This window comes from Marinobacter sp. HL-58 (assembly GCF_001314605.1).
GTDB lineage: Bacteria > Pseudomonadota > Gammaproteobacteria > Pseudomonadales > Oleiphilaceae > Marinobacter.
On the sequence record NZ_LIHP01000018.1, the window covers coordinates 203620 to 229880 of the forward strand.

The 26261-nt window shown below is 59.5% G+C and carries 24 protein-coding genes; 18 read left to right on the plus strand and 6 right to left on the minus strand.

Annotation, left to right across the window (positions count from 1 at the left end; all coding sequences use genetic code 11):
- Positions 1-66 precede the first annotated feature (66 nt).
- Together HLUCCO03_RS17030 and HLUCCO03_RS17035 are read left to right on the plus strand one after the other, a co-directional pair.
- On the plus strand, positions 67-2067 hold the full coding sequence (locus HLUCCO03_RS17030) for a ribonuclease R family protein (RefSeq protein WP_027830137.1): 2001 nt from the start codon (positions 67-69) through the stop codon (positions 2065-2067).
- 66 nt (positions 2068-2133) lie between these two features.
- The gene (locus tag HLUCCO03_RS17035; protein WP_027830138.1) at positions 2134-2346 is read left to right on the plus strand and encodes a hypothetical protein; all 213 of its coding nucleotides are present in this window, start codon (positions 2134-2136) and stop codon (positions 2344-2346) included.
- Here HLUCCO03_RS17035 and HLUCCO03_RS17040 read toward each other — a convergent pair.
- Positions 2343-3239 (minus strand): acyltransferase, encoded by an 897-nt coding sequence (locus HLUCCO03_RS17040; RefSeq protein ID WP_027830139.1) that lies wholly within the window; start codon positions 3237-3239, stop codon positions 2343-2345. The two genes, HLUCCO03_RS17035 and HLUCCO03_RS17040, sit on opposite strands and share 4 nt — an antisense overlap.
- A gap of 371 nt (positions 3240-3610) precedes the next feature.
- Between HLUCCO03_RS17040 and HLUCCO03_RS17045 the strand changes: the two genes are divergently transcribed.
- Complete coding sequence (locus tag HLUCCO03_RS17045) at positions 3611-4762, plus strand: alpha/beta fold hydrolase (protein ID WP_027830140.1); 1152 nt, start codon at positions 3611-3613, stop codon at positions 4760-4762.
- Positions 4763-4909: 147 nt separating this feature from the next.
- Here HLUCCO03_RS17045 and HLUCCO03_RS17050 read toward each other — a convergent pair whose 3' ends face one another.
- Entirely contained in the window at positions 4910-5581 is a 672-nt protein-coding gene (locus HLUCCO03_RS17050; RefSeq protein WP_027830141.1) for a haloacid dehalogenase type II, read from the minus strand.
- Positions 5582-5717: 136 nt separating this feature from the next.
- On the opposite strand from HLUCCO03_RS17050, the gene HLUCCO03_RS17055 reads away from it, so the two are divergent.
- The 10 genes from HLUCCO03_RS17055 (at position 5718) to HLUCCO03_RS17100 (ending at position 16184) form a co-directional block, all read left to right on the plus strand.
- Entirely contained in the window at positions 5718-6638 is a 921-nt protein-coding gene (locus tag HLUCCO03_RS17055; protein WP_027830142.1) for a LysR family transcriptional regulator, read from the plus strand.
- Between the two features lie 214 nt (positions 6639-6852).
- Positions 6853-8058: a Bcr/CflA family multidrug efflux MFS transporter gene (locus HLUCCO03_RS17060; protein ID WP_027830143.1), complete on the plus strand. Its 1206-nt coding sequence runs from the start codon at positions 6853-6855 to the stop codon at positions 8056-8058.
- A 102-nt stretch (positions 8059-8160) separates the two neighbouring features.
- Positions 8161-8658: a thiol peroxidase gene (gene tpx, locus HLUCCO03_RS17065; RefSeq protein WP_027830144.1), complete on the plus strand. Its 498-nt coding sequence runs from the start codon at positions 8161-8163 to the stop codon at positions 8656-8658.
- Positions 8659-9004: 346 nt separating this feature from the next.
- A complete protein-coding gene (locus HLUCCO03_RS17070) occupies positions 9005-10288 on the plus strand; it encodes an MATE family efflux transporter (protein WP_051603945.1) in 1284 nt (427 codons plus the stop codon).
- Positions 10289-10387: 99 nt separating this feature from the next.
- Positions 10388-13198, plus strand: coding sequence for a monovalent cation/H+ antiporter subunit A (locus HLUCCO03_RS17075; RefSeq protein ID WP_027830146.1), 2811 nt, complete (start codon positions 10388-10390; stop codon positions 13196-13198).
- Complete coding sequence (locus HLUCCO03_RS17080) at positions 13198-13536, plus strand: Na+/H+ antiporter subunit C (protein ID WP_027830147.1); 339 nt, start codon at positions 13198-13200, stop codon at positions 13534-13536. The genes HLUCCO03_RS17075 and HLUCCO03_RS17080 overlap by 1 nt, the downstream gene beginning before the upstream one ends.
- Entirely contained in the window at positions 13533-15083 is a 1551-nt protein-coding gene (locus HLUCCO03_RS17085) for a monovalent cation/H+ antiporter subunit D (RefSeq protein ID WP_051603728.1), read from the plus strand. Before HLUCCO03_RS17080 ends, HLUCCO03_RS17085 begins: the two co-directional genes overlap by 4 nt.
- Positions 15080-15574, plus strand: a complete 495-nt coding sequence (locus HLUCCO03_RS17090; RefSeq protein ID WP_027830148.1) for a Na+/H+ antiporter subunit E — start codon at positions 15080-15082, stop codon at positions 15572-15574. The genes HLUCCO03_RS17085 and HLUCCO03_RS17090 overlap by 4 nt, the downstream gene beginning before the upstream one ends.
- A complete protein-coding gene (locus tag HLUCCO03_RS17095) occupies positions 15571-15840 on the plus strand; it encodes a K+/H+ antiporter subunit F (protein ID WP_027830149.1) in 270 nt (89 codons plus the stop codon). Before HLUCCO03_RS17090 ends, HLUCCO03_RS17095 begins: the two co-directional genes overlap by 4 nt.
- Complete coding sequence (locus HLUCCO03_RS17100; protein WP_292016750.1) at positions 15837-16184, plus strand: Na+/H+ antiporter subunit G; 348 nt, start codon at positions 15837-15839, stop codon at positions 16182-16184. The genes HLUCCO03_RS17095 and HLUCCO03_RS17100 overlap by 4 nt, the downstream gene beginning before the upstream one ends.
- Here HLUCCO03_RS17100 and HLUCCO03_RS17105 read toward each other — a convergent pair.
- The gene (locus HLUCCO03_RS17105) at positions 16178-16609 is read right to left on the minus strand and encodes a thioesterase family protein (protein ID WP_027830151.1); all 432 of its coding nucleotides are present in this window, start codon (positions 16607-16609) and stop codon (positions 16178-16180) included. The two genes, HLUCCO03_RS17100 and HLUCCO03_RS17105, sit on opposite strands and share 7 nt — an antisense overlap.
- Positions 16610-16893: 284 nt before the next feature.
- Between HLUCCO03_RS17105 and HLUCCO03_RS17110 the strand changes: the two genes are divergently transcribed.
- Positions 16894-18531 (plus strand): MBL fold metallo-hydrolase, encoded by a 1638-nt coding sequence (locus HLUCCO03_RS17110; protein ID WP_292016751.1) that lies wholly within the window; start codon positions 16894-16896, stop codon positions 18529-18531.
- Positions 18532-18578: 47 nt separating this feature from the next.
- Here HLUCCO03_RS17110 and HLUCCO03_RS17115 read toward each other — a convergent pair whose 3' ends face one another.
- Positions 18579-18737, minus strand: coding sequence for a YqaE/Pmp3 family membrane protein (locus HLUCCO03_RS17115; protein WP_012137981.1), 159 nt, complete (start codon positions 18735-18737; stop codon positions 18579-18581).
- 223 nt (positions 18738-18960) lie between these two features.
- Between HLUCCO03_RS17115 and HLUCCO03_RS17120 the strand changes: the two genes are divergently transcribed.
- A complete protein-coding gene (locus HLUCCO03_RS17120) occupies positions 18961-20280 on the plus strand; it encodes a succinylglutamate desuccinylase/aspartoacylase family protein (protein WP_036197095.1) in 1320 nt (439 codons plus the stop codon).
- 58 nt (positions 20281-20338) lie between these two features.
- Positions 20339-21262: a DMT family transporter gene (locus HLUCCO03_RS17125; RefSeq protein ID WP_027830153.1), complete on the plus strand. Its 924-nt coding sequence runs from the start codon at positions 20339-20341 to the stop codon at positions 21260-21262.
- Between the two features lie 27 nt (positions 21263-21289).
- Here HLUCCO03_RS17125 and HLUCCO03_RS17130 read toward each other — a convergent pair whose 3' ends face one another.
- Positions 21290-22471 carry a MalY/PatB family protein gene (locus HLUCCO03_RS17130; RefSeq protein ID WP_027830154.1) on the minus strand — a complete coding sequence of 394 codons (1182 nt, stop codon included), beginning with the start codon at positions 22469-22471 and terminating at the stop codon, positions 21290-21292.
- A gap of 203 nt (positions 22472-22674) precedes the next feature.
- Between HLUCCO03_RS17130 and HLUCCO03_RS17135 the strand changes: the two genes are divergently transcribed.
- Positions 22675-23562, plus strand: coding sequence for an AEC family transporter (locus HLUCCO03_RS17135; protein ID WP_027830155.1), 888 nt, complete (start codon positions 22675-22677; stop codon positions 23560-23562).
- Positions 23555-24445, plus strand: coding sequence for a prenyltransferase (locus HLUCCO03_RS17140; protein WP_027830156.1), 891 nt, complete (start codon positions 23555-23557; stop codon positions 24443-24445). Before HLUCCO03_RS17135 ends, HLUCCO03_RS17140 begins: the two co-directional genes overlap by 8 nt.
- Here the strand turns inward: HLUCCO03_RS17140 and HLUCCO03_RS17145 are convergent.
- Entirely contained in the window at positions 24435-26078 is a 1644-nt protein-coding gene (locus HLUCCO03_RS17145) for a methyl-accepting chemotaxis protein (RefSeq protein ID WP_027830157.1), read from the minus strand. The genes HLUCCO03_RS17140 and HLUCCO03_RS17145 overlap by 11 nt on opposite strands.
- Positions 26079-26261: the final 183 nt, after the last annotated feature.

Consider the following 26261-nt stretch of genomic DNA (forward strand, 5'->3'; position numbering starts at 1 on the left):
ACTCATACCGTCATAACCGGTATACTCCTCCGCAACACTCAAATTTTATCCAGTCAGGTTCTGTTCATGCTCAATGCCGACGCCCTCAGCCAGTTGCGCCAGCTGAAATCCGATATTGAAGAAAAAAAGGTGGTGTATCCTGGTACCGTCAAGGCCACAAACGGACGGTTCGGATTTGTCGCACTGGATGAAGGCAGGGATGTGTTCCTGCCACCGGAGGAAATGCAGAAAGTCCTTCCGGGCGACCGAGTCAATATCACCGAGCAGGAAGGCGATAAAGGCAAGACCCAGGGCGTGATTGACGAGCTGCTGGAAACCAGGCTGGACACCTTCGTGGGCCGTTATCTGGTGAAGGGCAAGGGCCACTTCGTGGTGCCGGAAACCCCCGGCATCAACCGCTGGATTTTCATTCCGCCGAAGGAGCGCCAGAATGCCGAGCCGGACGACTACATCTACTGCCGTATCCACAAGCATCCAATCAAGGATGGCAAGGGCCAGGCAAAAATCCTGAAAGTGATCGGCAAAGCCGGCGAGGCCGGTATCGAACGCTCCTTCACGGTTGCCACCTTCGACCTGCCGGACACCTGGCCGGAGCCGGTTCAGAAGCAGGCCGAGGCACTGGATGAATCCGTCATCGAAGCAAAAGGCGAAGGGCGCGAGGATCGCACCGACCAGCCCTACGTCACCATCGACAGCCCCGGCACCCAGGACATGGACGACGCCCTGCTGGCCGAGCCCAATGCCACCGGCTGGAAACTGTCCATTGCCATTGCTGACCCCACAGCGGTTATCGAGCCTGGCAGCCCGGCCGAGCAGGAAGCCTTCCGCCGCGCCACCGCCATCTATTTCCCCGGTGAGCCGCTGCCGATGCTTCCGGATACCCTCAGCACCCGCCTGTGCTCACTGATGCCCGACGTGAAACGCCTGGCCCTGGTATGTGACCTGCAGGTGAACAACGACGGCAGCCTGGGCGACTACAGCTTCCATCGGGCGGTGATTCGTTCCCATGGCAAACTCAGCTATGAACTGGTGTCCAACCTGATCGAAGGCCGGGAAGACGACGACATCAAGGCGCTGCCGGACAGCGTGTCCAACAGCCTTGACCAGCTTCACCAGGCAGCGACGGCGCTGCGCAAGTGGCGTAATGAACACGCACTGGTCAACGGTGACCGTCCGGAATTCCGCCTGCGGCTGGATGAGAACCGCAGAGTCCGGCTGATCGAACCCTCAGTGCAGAACGAAGCCCACCGGCTGGTGGAAGAGTGCATGATTGCCGCCAACCGCTGCGCGGCCGACTTCCTCGGCCAGCAGGACAAGGGGCTGTTTATCCAGCATCCCGGCTTGCGGGACGACCGGGCCGACAATATTCGCGCCCTCCTCGAAGGCTACGCCCCGGACCTCGCCGGCGTGGATGCCACCAGTGCGGAGGGTTTTCGCGACCTGATGAAGCAGACCGAGGGGCTGGACTCGGAAGTGCCGCTCAAGGCCATCATTTCCCGCCAGCTTGCCCGCGCCGAGCTGTCGTTTACCGCCGCGCCCCACCAGGGCATGGGGCTGGCCGCCTACACCACCTTTACCTCACCGCTGCGCAAGTTCAGCGATTTCCACGTTCACCGGCTGATTAAATCCATCCTTTGGCAGGAACCGCTGACAGACCTTGACGAAAACCAGCTGGCCGAACTGCAACTGACCCAGTTCCGGGCCCGGCAGGCGGCCAACAGCCTGGAGAGCTGGCTCAAGAGTGATTTCGCCCGTAATCTGGGTGAAGAACCGATGACCGGTGTCATCAGCCGCACAACCCCCTCCGGCTTCTTCGTACGGCTTGATGCCAACGGCCTGGAAGGCTTTGTCAGCTGCAAGACCCTGGAAGGAAAATTCGGCTTTGATCCGGTTACCCTGCGCCTGACCCACAACAAGAACGGCCGCACTTTCCAGCTTGAGCAGCCGGTGACGGTAACCTTCGCCGGTGTGGACGATGAGCGTAAACAGATTCTGTTCAATCTCGTGGAAACACCGGCACAGGGCCCGGCCTCGGACAGCGGGGCTGACAGCACTGGCGATGCTTGAAAATCCGGCGCCGGAGCACCATCGTAGATATCTAGAGGCAGCTATCTAACGCGGAGGTGAATCCGGATGCCTATCAGCCCAACTGAATTCCTCAAGAAGTATGGCTTCGAAGAGGAAGAAGAGGAGCGGGACCACAGCCTGCGCCACAACGCCATGGAGCACGCCAAACACCTGAAGCGGCCACATGCCGGTACGCCCCACGACTGGGAAGAGTGGGAGCGCTACAAGAAAGAGCACCCTGACGAAGTCGAAGACGACGAGGACAGCGACAACCGCTAGTTCTCCTCAAGCATTCTCGACAGGCGTTCATCTTTGGCCTGCCACTGTTCCGCCAGCCAGTTCTTTACGTTCTTGCGGTGCTCGGCATCCGTCGCATAATCCCGGCCCTTCAGGTACTCCGGGATGGCGACCGTGTCGATTTCCATCTTTACTTCCCGAACCCGTCCACACATGAAGTCCCAGAAGGTCGGCGCACCGCCCGGGTAGGCAATGGTCACATCCACCAGGGTTTCAATGGAATCGCCCATGGCATCCAGAACGAAGGCCACGCCGCCGGCCTTGGGTGTCAGCAGGTGGGTGTACTTTGACTTCTGTTTGTCGTGCTTGGCCTGGGTGAACCGGGTGCCTTCCACAAAGTTCATCACGCTGACAGGGGTGTAGCGGAACTTCTCGCAGGCTTTGCGGGTGGCTTTGAGGTCTTCACCGCGTTTTTCCGGGTGCTTGATCAGGTACTCGCGGGTGTAGCGCTTCATGAACGGGAAATCCAGCCCCCACCACGCCAGGCCGATGACCGGCACCCAGATCAGCTGTTGCTTGAGGAAGAACTTGAGAAACGGCGCCCGGTGGTTGAAGACCCGCTGCATGGCAAAGATGTCGACCCAGCTCTGGTGGTTGCTGAGCACGAGGTACCAGCTTTCCCGTTTGAGTTTTTCGTCGCCGTGGACGGTCCATTTGGTGCCCTGGGTGAGCTTCATCCAGCCGGTGTTGCAGGCAACCCAGGCTTCGGCAATCCAGATGATGACTTTGGTGCACAGTATCCGGAAGCCCTGGTGAGGGATGATGAGTTTCAGGATTGCCGGGATGTAGAGCAGCAGACACCAGAACAGGGTGTTGAGGCCCAGAAGGAAGGAACTGATGACGCCGATGACCGGGGCTGGCAGGAAGCTGAGCATGGTTGTCCTGTTGTTGGTGTTTTGCGATGGGCGAATGATACCAATGGTTGGCGCATTTGGGCAGTGGCCTGAAGTGACCGGTTTGCCAATGGGGATGGACGTTCTTGCCATAGCCGCATTTGGGGTTGGCCGGTAATCTTGGCCCTAGCCTGTTAGCTGAGGAGCGATGGTGAGGAGGGGACAGGCCTTCGTCAGACACGCCGTGAACCCATCCATGGGGGCTCGGCATTGCCATCCCTGGCAATGCACGGTCTGCCAAAGGCCTGTCCCCTCCTCCCCTGTTACTTTTCAGATAACGCTTTCTGGCCGTCACAATGACATAAACGAAATAGATATTCTGGATGAAAACCGTACCAACGATGGATGCTTCGATGCCCGATCCACTGCAGTATGTCTTCAACAAAACCTCGGGGCTGACCCGACAGACGGCGCTTTATGCCGGCAACGCGTTCGACCGGGTATTCCGCGCCGCCAGCCTGGTGCAGGCGGGGCAAACGCCGTTCGAGACGTTGTATACCGATGGGCTGGTGAGCCTGCGGTACTACCCGCCACTGGCCGAGGATTTTATCGAGCTGGATGGCGAGATGATCAACGTGGAGCGCACTCCCCACAAGACCCCGATTGTGATTGTGCCACCGCTGGCGGTGAACATGCTGATCTACGACCTGTTTCCCCAGCGCAGTCTCGTGCGCTTCCTGCGGGCGAAGGGGTTTGAGGTATACCTGATCGACTGGGGCGTGCCTACGCGGCAGCACAGCCACTACAATCTTCATACCTACGTGGCGGAGCTGCTGCCGGCGTATCTGAACCGGGTACGGGAGCACAGTGGCGAGCAGGAGCTGTCGCTGCACGGCTGGAGCCTGGGCGGGATGTTCACGCTGTTCTACTCCGCCCTCAGCCGCGACCAGCACATCCGCAACGCCATCGTGCTGGGCTCCCCCATCGACAGCCACGCTTCCGGCCTGATGGGGCTGATGTACCAGCGGGTATCCGACGTGGCCGACTTCATCCGCAAACGCACCGGCTTCCGCCTCCACGACGTCAAACCCCACTGGTTCCACACCCCCGGCTGGGCCAACACCATCGGCTTCAAGCTCACCAACCCCATCGGCAGCGTGATGGGCTACTGGGAACTCCTCGTCCGCCTCGGCGACCGCGAATTCGTCGCCAGCCACGCCACCACCTCCGCCTTCCTCGACCGCATGGTCGCCTACCCCGGCGGCATCGTCCAGGACGCCGTGGTGCGCCTGTGGATCGACAACGAACTCTCGAAAGGCCAGATCCAGATCGGCGAAGACGTGGCCCGCCTGGAAAACGTAAACGCCAACTTACTGGCCATCGCCGGCGACAGCGACACCCTGGCCACCCCCGGCGCGGTCAAGCGCATCGAAGACCATGTCAGCTCCAAAGACGTCACCTTCCGGGTTACCCCCGGTGGTCATATGGGAATCCTGGCCGGCAGCAAGGCGCCGAGGGAAAGCTGGATGGAAATGGCAGAGTGGTTGGCAAAAAGATCGGATTGAGCTGAAACGCTGGCTCTCAACTATGGGCGAAGTGCGTCTATGGCTTTCCAAAACTGTGCGGAGCCAGGGATGGCGGAGCCCAAGCGTACAGGGACGTATTTACAGCGTGTTTTGGAAAGCCATCGACGCACTTCGCTTCCACCAGAGTTACAGGTTATTCAAGGTAGCAGGCAACTCCGAAAGACTGCGAATCACCGCATTAGGCTCAATCCCCCAGTCCTCAAAAACCTTCCCGGCATCCCTCTGCACCCAAATGGCCATCAACCCCGCCGCCCGGGCCCCGATCACATCCCAGGCATTACTCGACACCAGACACAGCGGCTGCTCCATCGCCCCCGTCGCCCGCCGCGCATAGGCATACACCGCCGGGTCCGGCTTGAAACTCCTGATGTCATCCACCGACACCAGCCCATCAAACATCGCCAACAGATCATTGTGCCCCAGCACCTTCTCCAACGCCGGATAGGTGCCATTGGAGAAAGCAAACATCAGATAATCCCCCTCCAGGGATTTCAGCGCTGGCAACGCATCATCAAACGCCGGCAATGAAAGGTAGGCGGCCATCAGCTCATCCTCCCGCTCCTGGCCCAGCGCAAACCCATGGCTGGCCATCGCGTAACGCAATGCCTGCCGGGTACAGGCCCCGAAATCCTCATACATGCGCATCAATCCCTTGCGAAAGGAAAACTCCAGCTGCTTCTCCCGCCACTGGGCACTGACAGACTCCGCCGCGCCCCCCGCATCCGGTGCCAGTAAATCGGCCATGCCCATGGGATCGACCAGGGTGCCGTATACATCAAACGCCAGAATCGGCTTCATCGGGTTCTCCTACACCATGCATTCAACTTATTTCACCCTTGAACCATGCCTCAAGGAAGCCTGAATGTATATTCAAAAATAGCACCCCGGCAATAGCACTATTGGGAACTCGCCGTTCTGGAGTACACTCCCATTCATGAACCCGATCGATACATTCAACCTGGACATTCGCTCCCTGAGCACCTTTATCGCCGTGCTGGACGAAGGCAGCGTGTCCCGTGCGGCGGTGCGCCTGGGGGTGAGCCAGTCCGCCGTCAGCCACACCCTGGACCGCCTGCGCCAGGCCCTGGGCGATGCCCTGTTTGTAAAATCCGGCCGCGGCATTGTGCCCACCCGCTATGCGGTCCAGGCCGGGCCCCACGTTCGCCAGATTCTGGACGACCTCCACTCCCTGTCCTCCGGCCCGCCGTTCACTCCGGCCACCGCCGAATTTACCTTCACCGTCGCCGCCAACGACTATCAGCGGGACCTGCTGCTACCCGGGCTGCTGTCGGTCCTCCGGCGGGAAGCCCCCGGCATCCGCCTGCAGGTCATTCCCTCCGGCATACCGACGGCGGACATGCTGCGCAAGGACCTGTGCGACCTGATTCTCTCGCCACACGCCCCGGAAGCCACGGACATCATGCAACGGGGCCTGATGGCGGATCGCATGGTGGTTTTCTACGACCCCGCCCACCGGCAGGCCCCGGAATCCCTGGCGGATTACCTTCAGGCGGACCACATCGGCATCCTGTTCGGCACCGGCGAAAAAACGGCTTTTGAAGGCTCACTATCCGCGAGGGGCCTTACCCGGCGAACGGCCGTCACTGTGTCCAACTTCTCCGGCCTGCCCGGTTTCCTGCGCGAAACCAATATGCTGGCCACCGCCCCAATGCGCATGAGTGAACACTTACTGAAGGACTTTGCCTGGACGCACCTGCCCTTCGACTACAAGCCCTTCACCATGCTGATGCTATGGCACAAACGAAACCAGAATGACCCCGCCCACCGCTGGATCCGCAACCACGTAAACGGTGTTGCTGCCACTATGAATAGCCTGGTCACACCATCCATCTGATTTGTTCATACATTGTATGAAGCGTTAAGCCGTTATCCCGGCCGTTCACAAGCGTAAACTCCCGATATCAGATAGAGCGCTGGGTGTGAACCGGCCTTCTGAAACCGTGCGGAGCCATGGATGGCGGAGCCGAGCGTACAGGGACGTATTCACAGCGTGTTTCAGAAGGCCGGTTCACACCCAGTGCGATACTCCAAAGTTGCCGGGATAAATGATGCTCGCACTCACCAGTGTATGGACAACGATACTATTGGCAGCTGCTGTCGCCCTCGGGCCGCTGGCGATCGATATGTATCTGCCGGCGCTGCCCAGTATGGGAGAGTCGCTCGCGGCCAGTACCGGGCAGGTTCAGCTGACGCTGAGTATTTACATGGCCGGTTTCGCGCTCGCTCAGTTGATCTGTGGGCCGCTGGCGGACCGGTTTGGTCGTAAACCGATCATGATTGGTGGTTTCCTGCTGTTTGCTGTTGCCAGTGTTATCTGTGCCCTGGCCACCAATATTGAAACGCTGATTCTCTCCCGCTTTCTCCAGGCCCTGGGCGGCTCTGCCGGCCCTGTTCTGGGACGGGCGGCAGTGCGGGATATCTATTCGCCCCGGGAAGCGGCAAAGATCATGGCGATTCTGGCCAGTATCATGGCGCTGGCACCGGCCATTGCGCCGACCCTGGGTGGTTTCATGGTGGTGGGGCTGGGCTGGCAGTCGATCTTCCTGGCACTGGGCGGTTATGCCCTGATTATGGCAGCAGTGATTGCGGTTGGTATTCCCGAGCCAATGCGCCCGGAAAACCGGCAATCCCTGCGCATTGGCAGCCTGATAAAGAACTACCGGGCCATTGCCTCGGACATCAGCTTCCTGGGCTATACCCTGGTCAATTCCCTGACGTTTGCCGGCCTGTTCGCCTTCCTGTCCGGGTCATCATTTGTGCTGATCGATTTCCTGGGAGTAAAACCGGAGCACTTCGGGCCCTTCTTTGCCTGCATCGTTGCCGGCTATATCGTCGGCAATCTCACCGCTGTTCGCCTGGGCAGCAGACTGGCCCCGGATCAGATACTGGTCCGGGGCCTGGTTGTTGCCGTGGCCGGAGGCGGTTTGATGGCCGTACTGGCGGTGACTCAGGTCTATAACGCCTGGGCCGTGATCCTGCCCCAGACTTTGTTCATGATTGGCGTAGGCATGGTGCTGCCCCAGACCATGGCCGGGGCGCTGGCCAACTTCCCCCGTATGGCCGGCTCCGCTTCCGCTCTGTTCGGATTCACCCAGATGGTGGTTGCCGCAACCATCGGTGCCCTGGTGGGGTATTTTCACGACGGCACCTCCCTGGTGATGGCCGCCACCATCGCCACCTGCGCCATCGCGGCCCTGGCCAGCTACCTGTTGCTGGTACAGCGCCACCCGGCGCCCGGATTCGAGCCCGCCTGATAACAACTTAATTCCCTCACCGGATGAAAAAGCATCCAAAATGAACTACACAGAGTAAGTTGTTTTACACAAACCCATCGGGCCATAAACAGGGAGATCAAAATGAGCAACGTAACACTCGGCGGCGATCCGATTACCGTCAGCGGCACCTTACCGCAACCCGGCGACACCGCCCCCGACTTCACCCTTACCACCCAGGGCCTGGAAGACGTCACCCTCGACAACTGGAAGGGCAAGCGCAAGATCCTGAACATCGTCCCCAGTGTCGATACCCCAACCTGTGCCACCTCCACCCGCAAATTCAACGAAAAAGCCAGCAGCCTCGACAACACTGTCGTGCTCGTTATTTCCGCAGACCTTCCCTTTGCCGCCGGCCGTTTCTGTGGTGCCGAAGGCCTGAAGGACGTTATTACACTGTCCAGCTTCCGCAACTACAGCTTCCAGCAGGATTATGGCGTTGCCATTCAGGACGGCCCCCTTGCCGGTCTTACCGCCCGCGCGGTGGTGGTTCTGGATGAGGACAACAAGGTTCTGCACAGTGAGTTGGTGGGCGACATCAAGGACGAGCCGGATTATGAGGCGGCTTTGAAGGCGCTTTGATTCTTGACCGGGCTTGTTGTCGGATTACGGCTCTGCCTAATCCGACCTACGGGACTTCGCCTTCTATGCCTTTTACGGGTAAATCCGACCTGCGGGGAGATAACTGCCGAGTCTGAGTGCACCGGGCGGGCGGCGTTTCACAGACTGTCTTCGGCCAAGGATGGCCGAAGTCAAGCGCACAGGGACGTGCTCGTAGCGTGTCTGTGAAACGCCGCCCGCCCGGTGCACCACCGCCCAAATCAGCAAACCTGCTAGAATCACGCCTCCAGGCAAAACACCAGGAACCGAAACCCCCAACGTGATCAACGCCGACTCCCAAGCCAGCCTGCCGCGCCAGTTGTTTACCATGACCTGGCCCATGCTCTTCGGCGTGCTGTCACTGATGACCTTCCAGCTCGTGGACAGCGCCTTCATCGGCCAGCTTGGCCGCGACCCGCTGGCGGCCCTGGGCTTCACCCTGCCCATGCAACAGCTCATCATCGGCCTGCAGGTAGGCCTGGGCATTGCCACCACCGCAATCATCTCCCGAACCCTGGGCGCAGGCGACCAGCTCCGGGCTGAACGCCTGGGTGGGCTGGTGGTCACCGTTGGCGCCGCTCTGGTCCTGGTTCTGTGTTTAGGCCTTTGGCTGTTACAGACCCGCATCATGGATGTGCTCGGGGCCGAAGAAAGCCTGTTGCCCCTGATCCGCAGCTACTGGATACCCTGGCTGCTTTCCGCCTGGACCGGTGCCATGTTGTACTTTGGCTACAGTGTCTGCCGCTCCCATGGCGACACCAAACTGCCGGGCTACATGATGGTGGCCACCAGCATTGCCAATATTGCCCTCGATCCGTTGTTCATATTTGTTTTCGGCTGGGGCCTGCCCGGTGCTGCCCTGGCCACCATTACCGCCTTTGGCATCGGCTGCCTGTTCATCTACCCCAAACTGCTCCGCTGCGGCTGGGTGCGCTTTGACCTGAGGCAGCTCGTTCTCGGTAAAGCACTCAGGCAACTGAACGGCATTATGGCACCGGCCATGGTCAGCCAGCTGATGCCGCCAGCGGCGGCCATGCTGGCCACCGCACTGGTAGCCGGCTTTGGCTCCGCCGCTGTTGCCGCCTGGGGCCTGGGCACCCGCCTGGAATTTTTCTCCATTGTGGTGGTGCTTGCGCTGACCATGTCCATGCCTCCCATGGTCGGTCGCATGCTGGGAGCCGGCGAGATCGGCCAGATTCGCAAACTGGTTCGGCTTGCCGTTCGCTTTGTCGTCGTGTGGCAGCTGGCGATCGGGCTGATCTGGCTGATGGCCTCCGGGCTGGTGTCGGAACTGTTTACCAGTGATCGTGAGGTCAGCGATGTACTTGGCAGTTACCTCGTGCGGGTGCCGCTCAGTTACAGCGGCCTTGGTATCTGCATGCTGATGGTGTCCGTATGCAATGCCCTCGGGCTGGCGCTTCGGGCCCTGCTGGTGTCCACCCTTCGTCTGTTCCTGTGTTTCCTGCCCTTTCTCTGGATTGGTGCCCAGATTGGCGGCATCAACGGGCTGATGTCCGGGGCCCTGGCTGGTAACCTGTTGGCCGGAACCATGGCGTACGGGTTCTACCGCCAGGGCATCCGGAAACTGGCGGCGCTACACAACGGTTCTTGACTTATAAGAATGAAAAAATCTCAAACGTTAGCTATACATGAAGGATGTTAATAAGCTGAACGCGCTGAAGAACTCACTCCTGACCGGCTGAATTCCGTTATGGACATTGGGCTTCTTGTCTTTTTGCCTGTACTGGGAGCCATTGCTTCGCTCCTCTCAAGGCTGAAGCAGCCCGGCCCGGATCATGTGCCGACCCACGCGCTGGTTGCGCTGCTCGCCCCGGCCATCTGCCTGCTGCTTCTGCTCAGCTATCTTCCCCGGATCCAGTCTGGTGAAGCACTGGTCTATTCCCTTTCCTGGGTACCACAAATTGGCCTTGATCTGTCTTTCCGGCTGGACGGCCTGAGCTGGTTGTTTGCCACACTGATTACCGGCATCGGCTGCCTGATCATTCTCTATGCCCGCTATTATTTTGCCGGCAAGGACACCGCCGGCCGCTTCTTTATTCTGATCCAGCTGTTCATGACCGCCATGCTGGGCATTGTGCTGTCCGAGAACCTGCTGTTCATGCTGGTGTTCTGGGAGCTCACCAGCCTGGTGTCCTTCCTGCTGATCGGATTTACCTGGTCCAGCCGCAATGCCCGCCGGGGTGCGCGTATGTCGCTGGTGATTACCGGGGGCGGCGGGCTGGCGCTGCTGGGTGGCATTCTGTTGCTGGGGCAGATTGTCGGCAGTTATCAGATCAGCGATATACTGACAGCCACCGATACCATCGTCAGCGATGATCGCTACCCGCTGACCCTGACACTGATATTGCTCGGTGCGTTTACCAAGTCCGCCCAGGCACCATTCCACCTCTGGCTTCCCCATGCCATGGCCGCCCCCACACCGGTGTCTGCCTATCTGCACTCGGCCACCATGGTGAAAGCGGGCCTGTTCCTGATGGCCCGGCTGCATCCGGCCATGGGTGACACCGAACTCTGGTTCAGTCTGATTACCATCACCGGCATGGTTACCCTGATGGTGGGTGCCTTTGTGGCCATGTTCATGCACGACATCAAGGGCCTGCTGGCCTACTCCACCATTTCTCACCTGGGGCTGATCACATTGCTGATTGGCATGGGCAGTGAAATGGCCATGGCGGCCGCCCTGTTCCACCTGACCACCCATGCCCTGTTCAAGGCGCCGTTGTTCATGATGGCAGGCATTGTCGACCAGGCCACGGGAAGCCGGGACATGCGCAATATCAACGGCCTGTGGCGCACCATGCCGGCGCTGATGCTGATCACCGCCATACCGGCGGCGGCCATGGCCGGCCTGCCACTGATGAGCGGTTATCTGAGCAAGAAGATGCTGTTCTCGGAGAGTTTGCTGGTTACCGCGCCCCACTGGGCCAACAGCCTGATTCCGACGTGGGTCACCATTGCCGGGCTGTTTTCCGTAGCGTATTCCGTTCGCATCTTTCATAACGTGTTTTTCAATGGCCAGCCGGTCGATCTTCCCCACTGGCCGCCACGTCGGAAACCTGCAGGCATGCTGGTACCGCTGTTCATTCTTGCGCTCGCCTCGCTGGCGATTGGGCTGGCGCCACAGGCCATCTACAACGAGCTGATTCACCTGGCCGTCATGGCCACTTCCATGACCCACCTGCCGCTGTATGACTTCTCGGACCTGGCCAACGCCAATGTGCCGGCCATGATGAGCACGATCGCAATGATCGGGGGAGTCGTATTCTATCTTGCCCGCGGCCCCTTGTTTGCCATTCATCGCCAGTTGCCGGAAGTGGACGCCAAGAACATTTTTGAACAGATCATGCAGCAGAGCATCCGTTTCGCCCAGTCGCTGGTCTATCGCCTGGAAAACGGTTCACTGCAACGGTATCTGGCCTTTATCCTGATCGCGGCTATTGCACCGGCCCTGGGGATGCTCAGCGGGTACAGTGGCTGGCAGGGCCCCTCCGAGTTGACGGCAGTCAATCCGATGGTGGTTTTCGGCGCCGTCATCCTGTGCCTGTCCGCTATCGGCGTCGCCCTGTTCCACCATCAACGTCTGCCGGCCCTGCTCCTGCTGTCTGTCACCGGGCTGTTCGTAACCCTGGCCTTCGCCCAGTTTTCGGCACCGGACCTGGCACTGACCCAGCTCTCCGTGGAGGTCATGGCGGTGGTCATCATGATGCTGGCGCTCTCGTTCCTGCCCCAGACCTCCCCTAGGGAATCCGGATTTGGGCGGGTCTTTCGTGACCTGAGCCTGGCGGGGCTGGCAGGCATTGGCATTGCCCTGTTTGCCTATGCGGTGCTGACACGGCCCGCCGAAACCATCTCCGGATACTTCCTCGCCAACAGTGTTCCCGGCGGGGGCGGTACCAATGTGGTCAATGTCATCCTGGTGGACTTCCGGGGCTTCGACACCCTGGGGGAAATCACGGTACTGGGTATCGCCGCCGTGGCGGTCTTCGCCTTCACCCGTGACCTGCACCTGAAGGAAAGGGTGGCCAGCGCCGGCAGCGCTCAGGGTTTTGCCGAGCCACATCCGGTGATCCTGCAGATGATTTCCCGCATGGCCCTGCCCATCGCCCTGCTGGTATCCGCCTATATCTTCCTGCGGGGGCACAACATGCCCGGTGGCGGGTTTATTTCCGGCCTGGTGACAGCGGTCGCCCTTACCCTGCAATACATGGCGGGCGGCCTGGTATGGGCCCAGGAGCGTATGCTTACGCATTTCCGGCCACTGATCGGCGCCGGCCTGCTGATTGCCACCATCACCGGTCTGGGCAGCTGGTTTGTCGGCTATCCGTTCCTGACGTCGACTTTCAGCCATATGGACTGGCCGCTGATCGGCGAGTTCGAGCTGGCCACAGCCTTACTGTTTGACCTGGGGGTTTACACGACCGTGGTGGGGGCCACGCTGCTGATACTGGCGAACCTCGGCAAACTCATGACCGTGGCCGGGCCCGGCCAGGAGGTTGGCTGATGGAACTGGTGGTTGCCATTACTCTGGGGATGCTCACCAGCACCGGTGTCTACCTGATCCTGCGGGCACGCACCTTCTCGGTGGTGCTGGGCCTGACGCTGCTGTCCCACGGCGTGAACCTGTTTCTGTTCAGTATGGGCCGGCTGACCACGGCCTCCCCGGCGGTGATCGGACTGGTGGAGAATTATACCGACCCTCTCCCACAGGCCCTGGTGCTCACCGCTATTGTAATCAGTTTTTCGATGACCGCGTTCGTGGTGGTACTGGCGCTCAAGGCGGCGGTGGAGTTGCGCAGTGATCATGTGGATGGCGAAGACCCGAACGAGGATCGCCAATGAACCATCTGATGATCATGCCCATCGTCATCCCCCTGCTGACTGGCGCCTTCCTGCTGGTCATGTACCGCTATAACATCGGCCGCCAGCGTTCCCTGAGCATCGGCTCCACCCTGCTGCTGGTGGTGTTCGCGGTGTGGGCCGTACTTCAGGCCGGTTTGACCGACTACACCCTCTATCGCCTCGGTAACTGGCAACCGCCATTCGGGATCGTGCTGGTGCTCGACCGGCTCACGGCCATCATGCTGCTGCTGACCGCCCTGTTGAGCCTGTTCTGCGTATTGTATGCCAGCCGCGGCTCTGACCGGGAAGGCTCGCACTTCCATGCCCTGCTGCAGTTCCAGCTGATGGGGATAAACGGCGCCTTCCTTACCGGGGATCTGTTCAACCTGTTCGTGTTTTTCGAGGTATTGCTGATCGCCTCCTATGCGCTGCTGCTCCACGGTGGTGGCCGTGCGCGCAGTCGGGCCGGGCTGCACTATGTGATCATCAACCTGGCCGGCTCCGCCCTGTTCCTGCTGGCGCTGGGCATCCTCTATGGCCTGACCGGCACACTCAACATGGCGGATCTTGCCCACGTGATTGCCAACGCGCCGGAGGCGGATCTGCCCCTGCTGAAATCAGCCTCGCTGCTGCTGATGGTGGTATTCGGTATCAAGGCCGCCCTGCTACCGCTGCTTTTCTGGCTGCCACGGGCCTATTCCGCTGCCAGCGCTCCGGTGGCGGCATTGTTCGCCATCATGACCAAGGTTGGCTTTTACGCCATGGTGCGGGTGTTTCTGGTGGTATTCGGGCTCGATGACGCAGCGCCTGCCAACGACACCGTCATGGCGTGGCTCTGGCCTGCCGCGTTGATCACACTGGCACTCGGGGGTATCGGGGTACTGGGCGCCGCCAGCCTGCGGACACTCACTGCGTACATGGTCATTGTGTCCGTCGGCATACTGCTGGCCACATTCTCACGTAACGACGAACAGCTGCTGGCCGCCAGCCTGTTCTATCTGCTGCACAGTACCTGTATGACGGCCGTATTCTTCCTGTTGGCGGACCTGATCGGGCGTTACCGCGACAACGGTTACGACCGTTTCTCCGTTATCTCACCGCTTTCCCACCGCTGGGTTCTCGGGAGTGTGTTCCTGGTGGCGGCGGTCAGCATGGCCAGCCTGCCTCCCTTCAGCGGATTTGTCAGCAAAGCCTGGATTCTGCAGACATCGTCCCCGCTGCCAGACTATCTCTGGCTCTGGGCGGCCATTCTCATTTCCGGCCTGATGATCATTGCAGCCCTGAGCAGAGCGGGCTCGGGGTGGTTCTGGCGGCCGGAAGAGCATTCGGCTACCAGAGCCCTGGCTATTCACAAAACCCGACCGCTGGACCATGCCCGCACAGCCACCGTGTGTGTGATGATCGCCATCAGTTTCTCACTCGCCCTCTTTGCCCAGCCGGTGATGGACTACCTGGAAGCTGCCACAAGGCTGATCTATCAGCCGTCCGGTTATGTGGACGCGGTTCTGGGGGATTATATCCACCCGGGCAGGGAGATGACCGAATGAACCGTCGTGAATTCTGGCTGCCAAGGCCGTTGTTCTCGCTTTTCCTGGCACTGCTCTGGCTGTTGATGGTTAACAGCTTCTCGGTGGCTCATATGCTTCTGGGGCTGGCCCTGGGTATCTCTATTCCGTTCATTACCCGGGCCTTCTGGCCGGAACAGGCCAAGGTTCGATACCTGTTGCCGCTGCTCCGGTACTTTGCTGTATTGATGGTTGATATCGTACTCTCGAACCTGATCGTGGCCAGGCGCATCCTCTGGTACCCCGACCAGCTTACACCGGGCTTTGTCACCTTCCCGCTGGAGCTGGATGACGATTTCGCCATCACCATCCTGGCCAGTACCATTTCACTGACACCGGGCACGGTTTCTGCCCACTACGACAGCCAGGCCAAGACCTTGTTGATTCACACGCTTCATGTGACCGATGAGGATGAACTGGTGCAGCAGATCAAGGAACGCTACGAACGGCCCCTGAAGGAGATCTTCCAGTGATTGCCACCGTGATTCCATTCGTGATCGGACTGTTCTGCCTTGGTGTCCTGCTCAACCTTTACCGCCTGGCCATCGGGCCCGACATTGTCGACCGGATACTTGCCCTTGATACCCTGATGATCAACAGTATCGCGCTGATCGTTCTGGCCGATATCCAGATGTCACTGGGCATTCTGTTTGAAGCGGCCCTGCTGATTGCCCTGATGGGATTCGTCGGCACCGTGGCCATGACCAAGTACCTTTTGAGGGGGGATGTGATCGAATGAACGGTTCGGAGATGCCCCTGTTGCTGGAGCTGGTGATTGTCTTTTTCCTGGTTGCCGGCGCCATTGTTGCGTTGATCGGCTCCATCGGCCTGGCACGGCTGAAAGACGTCTATATGCGCCTGCATGGCCCCACCAAAGCCAGCACGCTCGGTGTGGGTTGTATCCTGATTGCCTCGCTGCTTTATTTCAGTTTCCTGAAGGGCGGGCTTTCCGTGCAGGAGGCTCTGATCACTCTGTTCCTGTTCGTGACGGCGCCTGTCAGTGCCCACATGATGGCCAAGGCGGCATTGCACCGGAAACTGCCATGCTCACCCCGGACCCGGCAGGGCCCGCCGGATCAGTGACCGTCAAAGCGCGCCCGGAAGCTCCCGGGCATGGGCACAACGGACTTGCGACGGTAATTGAAAAACACGAAACCGTATTTGGCCAGCGCCACGGGCTGCCCGCTTTCAGCCTTGGTTACCCGGAATACGAAGTCGCCGCCGTATTTGTTGAAGTCCATCAGCCCCACTTCGAAGCGGAGCATTTCCGGGAAGAAGGATTCGGACTGATACATGGTTGCCAGGTCGGTGACGATGATGCCCACACCCTCGTTGTCAGTCTCCTGAATCCCATAATTCACCAGGAACTGTGCCCTGGCTTCGGAAAGCATTGAGATAAGGGCATCGTTGCCAAGATGGTTGGCGCCATTGATATCGGTGATCCGCACCGGCATCCTGGTTTCAAAGTAAAAAACGTCATCCGGGAAAGAGAGCTTGATTCGAGCCAAGTGCAAGATCCTGTCTGGAGGGGCTTTAACGGAAAGCCAATGATACTTTGTTATCGTCTCACCTTCATCTCGGGACATAAGGTTGAACATTCGTTATTGTGGATTTATTACTGACCGCTTACACCGTTGCCGGATGAAAGAGGTTGGGAGGCTACTGTCAAAACTGTGCGGAGCCATGGATGGCGGAGCTCAAGCGCCACATGGAAGTGCTTGAGCTTGTTTTGACAGTAGCCTCCCAACCTCTTTCCTGCAGCCATAGTCTGACAAAAAGATATGGATACTCTATGGATATTCGCCCTGCTGCGACGCTGGTTCTGACAAAAGACACTACCGAAGGCCTGCAGGTATTGCTGTTGCAGCGTACCTGGGAAGCAGTGTTCATGCCCGGCTTCTTTGTTTTTCCCGGTGGCTCTGTAGACGAGCAGGATATTCAGGGCCGGGCTTATGCCATTGGTCGGGGCGATTCGGATATCAGTCAGACCATGAGTCTCGACGAAGGCGGTGCGGACTATATGCTGGCCGCGGTGCGGGAGTGTTTTGAGGAAGCCGGTGTTTTGTTGGCGCTGGATGAGCAGGATCAACCGGTTGCAGGCGATCATCCGGTTCATGAGGATCGGGATGCGCTGTTCCGGGGTGAACTGACGCTGTCGGAGGTGTGCCAGCGCCACAAGTTGACAATTCCTCTGGATCGGCTTGCCTATCTCGGCCACTGGATTACCCCGCCCGGGCCGCCCCGGCGGTTTGATACGCGCTTTTTCGTGACGGTGGCACCGGATGACCAGCTTGCCAGCCATGACGGGGTGGAGACGATAGACCATGCCTGGATCAGCCCATCGGAGGCGCTGGAAGACCATCGCTGCGGGCGGCGGCTGCTGGGGCTGCCTACCATACGCACGCTGCGCATTCTGAGTGATTTTGACACCACCGAAGCGCTGATGCGCTACGCTCACGCCAACCCGCCCGAGCCATATCCCAGCAAGCCCTGGCCGGCACTGAAAAAAGGCAAGTCCGTGATTCTGGAGCCGGGGGCGCCGGCCTATGACGAGGCCGCGAAGCTGGATCCGGAGGGGGAGGGCTCCACCCATGCGGAGATTGTTCCCGGCGAGCCGGTTGAAGTGGCAGCGGGTGTGGTGCGGCTGACGGCGCCCAATCCGGGAATGATGACCGGCCCGGGCACCAACACCTATGTACTGGGGCACAAGCGCTTCACGGTGCTGGACCCGGGCCCTGACAATTCAGCACATATCGATCGGATACTGGAACTCACGGGTGGTGCCATCGACAAAGTGGTGGTGACCCACACCCATCTGGATCATTCCCCGGCTGTGGCGGCTCTCAAGGCCGGCACCGGCTGTCGGGTATATGGCTGGCCGGCGCCCGCTGGCGCCAGCCAGGACCAGACCTTTGTTCCCGATGAAGAACCGGTCGACGGTGATCTGATAGCCACCGACGCGGGAACGCTCAAAGTGCTCCACACCCCAGGGCACGCCTCCAATCACCTGTGCTATCTGTTGATGGAGCAGGAGCTGCTGTTTTCCGGCGATCACATCATGCAGGGGTCCACGGTGGTGATCAATCCCCCGGACGGGGATATGAAGGCCTACCTGGAATCCCTCTACGACCTGCTGGATGAACCAGTGCGTTACATCGCACCCGCGCACGGTTTCCTGATGGGGCATCCCGAAGCGGTGATCGATTACCTCATCACCCACAGGCTGGCCCGGGAGCACAAGGTGGCCCGGGTGCTGAAGAGCCTGACCACCGCCAGCCTCAGGGATCTGACCGCCGAGGCGTATGATGACGTTCCGGCGGCTATTCACGGTGTTGCCTCACGGTCCGCACTGGCGCACCTGCTGAAACTGGAAGCAGATGGCAGGGCGTCCCGAAAAGACGACACCTGGCATGCCACACAGCACACCTGATTCAGGGATGCAGCCCTGTCAACCGCACCCCCTCAGAAGGAGTGCGGTTATTTCTTGGCGATGATATACACGGCGTGGACGATGCCCGGAATGTACCCCAGAATCGTCAGCAGGATGTTGATCCAGAAGTGTTTGCCAATACCCACCTGCAAAAAAACCCCTAATGGCGGTAACAAAATCGCAACCAGAATACGCAAAAGATCCATACTGTTAACTCCCTGACAGACGTATAACGGATACAGAACCGTAATATGCATCCTGTAGTCTCAATGAATAGGCTATTTTGCGGAAATCCACAAAGACTTCATGAAAGTGGCATTAAACCTTTGTCACAGCCGTATTCATGGGAGTCCGGGGCCCCTATCCTGTTGGCTGTCCTCCAAATTCCGGACAACCGGCCCCCGACTGGCTGACGACCCGAGAGGAACTATGCTGTACCGCTGGCTGACACCACTGTTTCGCGCTGGCTTTACCCTTACACTCTGTATTGGCGTGTTAGCGCCGCAGGCTGCATACGCCGAGCAATCCGGTGACTCCGACAACCAGGACGTACTCATCGCGGAACTCGCCGAAGACGAAAGCGTAGAGGATGTGGAGCAATCCCGCCCCCTGCAACCGTCGGAATCCGGATCGGATGACACCGCACCGGCGGAACAGCAGGAAGACATGGAACCGTCCGTGGAAACCGGTTCTGCGGATCCCTTTGAGGTGATCGAGGACAATCGGGAAGCCATTGCTGAAGAGTCCGAGGCTTCGCAACCCGCTGAAGGACAGCAGGAGCCGGAAGAGGCAACCAGCCTGGAACTGCTGGGTTCGGAGGTTTCACCCGGTACCTCCACCCGGCTGTCCTGGGCACCGAACATACAGATCGCCGGCCTTTCCCAGCCCACGCCTGTGCTCGTGGTCAACGGTTCCAAACCGGGCCCCAATCTTTGCCTGACAGGTGCCGTGCATGGAGATGAGCTCAATGGCATCGAAATTATACGCCGCACCATTTATGACCTGGAGCCGGACAAACTGGCGGGCCGGGTTATCGGCGTACCCATTGTCAATCTGCCCGGATTCCAGCAGGGCAGCCGCTACCTGCCCGACCGCCGGGATCTTAACCGCCACTTTCCCGGCAGTACCGATGGCAGTCTCGCAGACCGGATCGCCCATTCACTGTTCGAGGACGTGATCCGGCACTGTGACATGCTGGTGGATATTCACACCGGCTCACTCAAGCGCACCAATCTCCCCCAGCTGAGGGCAGACATGAACAATTCCGACGTGGCTGAATTTACCCGCGGGTTTGATCGTATGGCAGTGGTGCACAGCACCGGAAGCGCGGGCATGCTCCGCTATGCTGCGGTTGAGGCGGGCATCCGGTCCGTCACCATGGAAGCCGGCGAGTCCCTCCGTATCCAGGAAGACCAGATCAAGGCCGGAGTCAACAGCCTGACCAGCCTGATGGACAAGGAAGGCATGATCTCCAGAATGTTTGTCTGGGGGGATCCCGAGCCGGTGTACTACGACTCGGAATGGCTGCGGGCCGAAAATGGAGGCATTCTGTTCAGCGAAACGAAGCTGGGTGCCAATGTCGATGAAGGTGAAATCCTTGGTTATGTGTCTGACCCCATCACCAACGCGCAGCACCCGATCAGGGCAAGAAGCAACGGCCGGGTAATCGGCATGGCCGTGGATCAGGTGGTGATGGCCGGTTTTGCAGCCTACCACGTTGGTACGGAGGCAGAAGTACCCGGAGAGTAGTATCCTGTCGGGCTCCCGGAGAAAAGCGGGAGCCCTTTGATCCCAGACAGGAGCCGGCGTGCCTGACAATAAACCGAATTCATTGTGGCTGGCCTACACCGGGCTGGTTCTGACCCCGTTATTCTGGGCCGGCAATGCGGTTGTGGCCAAGGGGACAGTGGCTGACATTCCACCCATGTCCATGTCTTTCTGGCGCTGGGTGATCGCCCTGGCGATCCTGCTGCCTTTCGGGTTGCCCGGTGTGTGGCGTCAGCGGCAGGTCATCCGCCAGCACTGGCTTTCGATACTGGCCCTCGCCACCTTCAGCGTAGGCGCCTTCAACTCATTGCTTTACCTGGCCGCGGTCACAACCAGTGCCACCAATATTGCCCTGATCAACGCCACCATCCCTATCATGGTGGCGTTGCTTGCATGGATACTGCTGGGTGACCGGACCCGTCCGATACAGGCAGTGGGGATCGCACTGGCGGTTCTGGGCATCCTGGCGGTGGTTGCCCGGGGGGACCTTTCCGTGCTGACCGGCCTGCAGGCGCAGCCCGGCGACCTGATCATGGTTCTGGCCGTCTTCAGCTGGGGCCTGTTTTCAGTGTTACTCCGGCGGCAGGCCGTACCACTGCCTCCTCTGACGTTTCTCACGGTTCAGATCTCCTGCGGCGCACTGGTCATACTGCCTTTCTATCTGGTGGACCTGCTGTTCTTCTCCGGTGGATTCGAGGTGAACCGCGCCACTGCACTGCCCATGATGTATTTTGCGATCTTCCCCGGTATTCTGGCATACGCATTCTGGAACCATGGTGTGCACCGGATTGGTCCCGCGAAGGCCGCCATTTTCATGTACCTGACCCCGGTATTCGCCTCCGTGATGGCCGGTATTTTCCTCGGTGAGCGGCTTGGCCTGTTCCACGTTGTGGGTGGCCTGTTGATCCTGGCGGGGCTTTTCCTCGCCACCCGCACCACCGAACTTCGCCGCAAATATCGCTGAACGGACAACCGGCAGGCGTTGGGGGAATCAGTTCGGCCCGGGTGCCACCGCCTGCCGGATCTGTTCCAGGGCCGTTTCCAGCACCTGCCGCGGGCAACCGATGTTCATTCGCATGAATCCACCGCCGGCCTCACCGAAGCTGAGGCCCGGATTCATGCCGATGCCGGCCTTGTGTACAAAAAAGTGCTTCAGTTCGGTATCGGTCATCTCCAGTGCACGACAATCCAGCCATAACAGGTAGGTTCCCTCCGGCGCGGTCACCCGTATCTCCGGCAGCTTTGTCTTGATGTAGTCCAGAACGAAATCACGATTGCCCTGCAAATAGGCCATGAGCTGATCCAGCCATTCTCCGCCATGGCGATAGCCCGCCTCAAAGCCGGCAACGCTGAACGGATTGCACTGATTCATGTGCATGGTATCGAATACTTCCTTCAATGCCTTGCGGTGCCCGGCATCCGGCACCACCAGGGCCGACAGCCCAAGCCCCGGCATGTTGAAGGTTTTGCTGGGCGCCACCGCTGTTACCAGGGCATCCTCGCTGGTGGCCAGGCTGGCCAGCATGTGGTGAGCGGGCTTGTCGGTGTAGGTCAGATCGCAGTGAATCTCGTCGGACAGAACCAGCACCCCGTGGCGACGGGTAATCTCAAGTACCGCCCGCAACTCCTGTTCGCTCCAGACCCGACCGACCGGATTGTGGGGCGAGCAAAGCAGCAATACCCTGGCATCTTCCCGCGCGGCACAGGCCTCCAGGTGCTCCAGGTTCATCTGGTAACGGCCGTCCATCTGCTCAAGCGGGTTCTCGATCACTGTCCTGCCGGTTTTGCGAACGGAACTGAAGAACGGGGGATACACCGGAGGCTGGATGATCACTCCTTCGCCCTTACCCGCAAACGCCATTGCCGCGGCATGCAGCGAAGGCACCACCCCGGGCGCCATCATCACCCAGTCACGCTCAATGACCCAGCCATGGCGATTGCCAAACCAGTCAATCATCGCCTCATACAGGCTTTCGGGAAACAGTGTATAACCATAGACAGGGTGTCTTGCGCGCTGCTCAAGTGCCTCAGTGACGGCCTCCGGGGCCGGGAAATCCATGTCCGCGACCCACAGCGGAATCACATCCTCCCTGCCGAATACCGCCTTGCGGGCATCAAACTTGACGGAACAGGTGTTTTCCCGCGAAAGGGGCAGATCAAAGGCGTCGGGCACGGAAAACCTCCGTTATGATGTGGACAAGTGCCGCTTTATTCTGTGGCAGTAGCGACAGCCCCTGCAACCCGGTGTTTGATTCATGGCACAGGGGCACGATCCGCCTTTGGTCGCAGTGTCACAGGTTTTGCTTGCCCGGAGCCGCCAATACTTGCGAACCTAACGGTTTGATTTCCACCCCGGTACCTGTTCGGAGCTTTTCCATGGTTGCCCAGATCCTGTCCACGATGTTGCCGGTGTTCCTGATTGCCGGCTGTGGCGCGCTTTATGGTCGCTATCGCACACCCGATATCCAGGGCCTGAATACGCTGAACATGGAGCTGTTCGTCCCCATGCTGGTGTTCGCTGTGCTGGCTGACCAGCAGGCGCCGCTGCAGGAGTATACCGGTCTGGCTCTGGCCGCAACGGTGGTCGTGCTGGGCTCCGGGATTGTCCTGTATCCGCTGGCGCGGGTGCTGAACCTGAACCTGAAAACCTTCCTGCCGCCGATGATGTTCAACAATTCCGGCAACATGGGCATCCCCGTTCTGGTGTTCGCTTTTGGCGATGCAGCACTGCCGGCGGCTATCGTATTGTTCATCGTTGAAATGCTGCTGCACTTTTCAGTGGGCCTGTACATGCTGGACCCCCACACCTCGATCCTGAAGCGGCTGCGCCTGCCCATCGTCTTTGCCAGCATTGCCGGCCTGGCGGTCAATTTCTCGGGTATTCCCCTGCCGGAATGGCTACTGGAAACCCTGAACATGCTCGGCGGTGTCTGTATTCCACTGATGCTGTTTGCGCTGGGGGTGCGCATGCTCGATGTGGACTTCAGTGACTGGAAGCTGGGCATGCTGGGTGCCATTGCCTGCCCGGCCTCGGGGCTGATCCTGGCATGGCCAATGATCGCCCTGCTGGATCTTCCCGGTATGCAGGTGGCGGCATTGTGGGTCTTTGCAGCCCTTCCCCCGGCGGTGCTCAATTACATGGTGGCTGAGCAGTACCAGCAGGAACCTCACAAGGTGGCTTCGCTGGTATTGCTGAGCAACCTGGGCAGTCTCGTAGTGATGCCCATTGTCCTCGGGCTGGTATTCGCTGCCGGCTATGTCTGAATCTGCCGCGGTCGTTCGCGCCTCCCGTCCCAATTTCCTGGTACTCGCACCCCTGTGTGCGGGTCTTGGCGTGGCACTGGCCTGGCAGCAAGGTGAACCGCCGGCACTACTGGATACCCTGCTGGTTCTGACAGGTGCGGTGCTGGCTCATGCAGCGGTCAATCTGCTCAACGAATACGAGGACTTTATCTCGGGGCTGGATCTGATCACTCAGCGTACCCCGTTCTCCGGTGGCAGCGGGGCGCTTCCGGAGCTGCCTTCCGCCGCGAAGCGGGTGTTATTTGCTGCCGCCGGCGCATTATTACTGGTGGTCGCAATCGGACTGTATTTTGTCTGGCTTCGGGGCTTACCGATGCTGGTTCCCGGCGCGGCCGGTGTTCTGCTGGTACTGACCTATACCCGGTGGATTACCCGTTCTCCCGTCATTTGTCTTCTGGCGCCGGGGCTGGGCTTCGGGCCGGTAATGATACTGGGCAGCCTGGTGGCCCTGGATGCCCGGATGGACCCGGCGGCCCTGACCGTGTCCGCGATCAGCCTGCTGCTGGTAAGCGAGCTCTTGCTGATCAACCAGATCCCCGATGCCGACGCCGACCGACAGGCCGGACGGCGCCACCTTGTCATCGCGCTTGGCAAACCGGCTGCTGCCAGGTTCGTCGGTATCATGTTACTGGCCGGTTACGGCGTGCTGTCAGCGGGGCTGGTGACGGGCTGGTTACCCCCCTGGAGCACCCTTGCACTGGCACCGCTGCCGGCAGCCTTTTGGATCACCTTCCGATTACCGTCACTGCTTGCCGATCCGCAACGGCTCAATACGGTTCTGGGTGTGAATGTCGCGGTATTGCTGGCCACCATGGCATTACTGATCTGCGGCCTCAGCCTCTGAGCCGGAACACACTGACCCGCCCACTCAGCTGCTCCGCCAGGGTGGCAAGATTGCGGCTGGCACCGGCCACCTGCTCGGACCCGGCCGAGGTTTCCACGGTGGAGTCGTGAATACGGCTGATATTGCGGTTCACCTCTTCCGCCACACTGCTTTGCTCCTCCGCTGCACTGGCAATCTGCGCGTTCATATCGTTGATCTCGCCCACTTCCTGACGAATCTGCGCCAGTGCCTGCTCTGCCGAGCGGGTCTTTTCTACCGTGGTTTTTGCCAGGTCACGGCTGGTCTCCATCACTTCCGCCGCCTCCGAGGCCCCATTCTGCAGCTTGCCGATCATCTCCTGGATCTCGCGGGTGGAATCCTGGGTACGGGTTGCCAGTGAACGCACCTCGTCGGCCACCACGGCAAAGCCACGGCCGTGAGTGCCGGCACGGGCCGCTTCGATAGCCGCATTCAGCGCCAACAGGTTGGTCTGTTCGGCAATGGCGTTAATGACTTCAATGATCTTTTCGATGTTGGCGCTGTCGTCGGATACCCGGTGTACGGTTATAGCGGCTTTTTCGAGGGTGTCTGCCAGTTCGCCTATGGACACAGCCGTTTCCTGGACCACCCGGTTACCGGTTTCCACTTCCTGATCAGCCTTGCCTGTCGCGGTGGCGGCACTGGAGGCAAATCCCGCCACCTCATTTACCGTGGCTGCCATCTGGTTGATGGCCGTTGCCATTTGTTCCGCTTCCTCGGACTGGATGCGAATCTGGCGGTTGTTGTTATCGGAAGTCGACAACAACTCTGAAGAGCTTCTGGAAAGTTCCGTGGCGGATTGCCGGACTTCGCGGATAATTCCGGCCAGTTGCTCCACCGTTTCCTTGAGGGCACCCATGACGCTGTCCGGATACCTGGTCTGGATATCCTGATCCAGTATGCCGTCGGAGAGCCGGCGAATGGCATCAGCCACTTCATCCGGCTCCGCCCCCAGGGTTGAACGGATCTTGCGGATAATAAGAACGGCCACAAAGATACTCAGCAACACGGCAATACCGGTCACCAGGAAGATCATTCTGTTGAAGTCTCCGGCGGCATCCCTCACCGCATCAACGTTGATGGTTATGAAGTCTTCCTGATGGTCAATGAACGCATTGATGCGATCGAGCCAGGTTGTGTAGGCGGGTGACACCTCATCCAGCAGGAACTCCCGGGCCTCATCGGTTCGGCCCTGCTGACGCATGTCCAGCAATTCCTCAGTCAGCGCCAGGGTTTCCCGTTCAATCTCCTTGATGTCTGCCAGCAGCTCCTTTTCCCTGTCTGTTGCCCCGGCCGACCTGAACAGTTCGTCCATGGGCCGGGCGGATTCCACATAGAAGGCCTTCAACCGATCAATGTCCTGAAGCGGACCCCTCAGGGCCCTGTCGTCCCGTATCAGCACCGCGTCGCGGATAGCAATTGCGCGGTCATGGACGCTGCCCCGGAAGTTGATGGCATAGCGCTGCTTCACCGCTGCGTCATCACCTACTTCGGTCAGTGTGCGGTCAATAAATCCGACTCGGTGATTGCCAATCAGGCTGACCAGCACCATCAGGGAAAGGATAAGACCGAAACCCAGGGCCAGGCGTTTCGCAACAGTGAGCTGATTGAACATCGTTTACTCCGGCATCTCATAACGATAAATCGAACCTATGTATTCATTGGTCCTTCAAAATCAGATCAATCGTTCAACCAGAAAATGATGCTCTTTTACAATTATTTTCATTGCTACATATCGTTACATTTCAGGGCGATTAGCCGGTATAACCGCCGGATACGCTTGCAACCATTGAGGCTT

Bases quoted from the DNA above. Each gene is read 5' to 3' on its own strand.
- HLUCCO03_RS17045 (WP_027830140.1), top strand. From the start codon at position 3,611: ATGCCCGATCCACTGCAGTATGTCTTCAACAAAACCTCGGGGCTGACC.
- HLUCCO03_RS17060 (WP_027830143.1), top strand. From the start codon at position 6,853: ATGCTCGCACTCACCAGTGTATGGACAACGATACTATTGGCAGCTGCT.
- HLUCCO03_RS17080 (WP_027830147.1), top strand. From the start codon at position 13,198: ATGGAACTGGTGGTTGCCATTACTCTGGGGATGCTCACCAGCACCGGT.
- HLUCCO03_RS17040 (WP_027830139.1), bottom strand. From the start codon at position 3,239: ATGCTCAGCTTCCTGCCAGCCCCGGTCATCGGCGTCATCAGTTCCTTC.
- HLUCCO03_RS17145 (WP_027830157.1), bottom strand. From the start codon at position 26,078: ATGTTCAATCAGCTCACTGTTGCGAAACGCCTGGCCCTGGGTTTCGGT.
- HLUCCO03_RS17030 (WP_027830137.1), top strand. From the start codon at position 67: ATGCTCAATGCCGACGCCCTCAGCCAGTTGCGCCAGCTGAAATCCGAT.
- HLUCCO03_RS17115 (WP_012137981.1), bottom strand. From the start codon at position 18,737: ATGGATCTTTTGCGTATTCTGGTTGCGATTTTGTTACCGCCATTAGGG.
- HLUCCO03_RS17070 (WP_051603945.1), top strand. From the start codon at position 9,005: ATGACCTGGCCCATGCTCTTCGGCGTGCTGTCACTGATGACCTTCCAG.
- HLUCCO03_RS17140 (WP_027830156.1), top strand. From the start codon at position 23,555: ATGTCTGAATCTGCCGCGGTCGTTCGCGCCTCCCGTCCCAATTTCCTG.
- HLUCCO03_RS17135 (WP_027830155.1), top strand. From the start codon at position 22,675: ATGGTTGCCCAGATCCTGTCCACGATGTTGCCGGTGTTCCTGATTGCC.
- HLUCCO03_RS17035 (WP_027830138.1), top strand. From the start codon at position 2,134: ATGCCTATCAGCCCAACTGAATTCCTCAAGAAGTATGGCTTCGAAGAG.
- HLUCCO03_RS17055 (WP_027830142.1), top strand. From the start codon at position 5,718: ATGAACCCGATCGATACATTCAACCTGGACATTCGCTCCCTGAGCACC.
- HLUCCO03_RS17120 (WP_036197095.1), top strand. From the start codon at position 18,961: ATGCTGTACCGCTGGCTGACACCACTGTTTCGCGCTGGCTTTACCCTT.
- HLUCCO03_RS17090 (WP_027830148.1), top strand. From the start codon at position 15,080: ATGAACCGTCGTGAATTCTGGCTGCCAAGGCCGTTGTTCTCGCTTTTC.
- HLUCCO03_RS17100 (WP_292016750.1), top strand. From the start codon at position 15,837: ATGAACGGTTCGGAGATGCCCCTGTTGCTGGAGCTGGTGATTGTCTTT.
- HLUCCO03_RS17110 (WP_292016751.1), top strand. From the start codon at position 16,894: ATGGATATTCGCCCTGCTGCGACGCTGGTTCTGACAAAAGACACTACC.
- HLUCCO03_RS17050 (WP_027830141.1), bottom strand. From the start codon at position 5,581: ATGAAGCCGATTCTGGCGTTTGATGTATACGGCACCCTGGTCGATCCC.
- HLUCCO03_RS17075 (WP_027830146.1), top strand. From the start codon at position 10,388: ATGGACATTGGGCTTCTTGTCTTTTTGCCTGTACTGGGAGCCATTGCT.
- tpx (WP_027830144.1), top strand. From the start codon at position 8,161: ATGAGCAACGTAACACTCGGCGGCGATCCGATTACCGTCAGCGGCACC.
- HLUCCO03_RS17085 (WP_051603728.1), top strand. From the start codon at position 13,533: ATGAACCATCTGATGATCATGCCCATCGTCATCCCCCTGCTGACTGGC.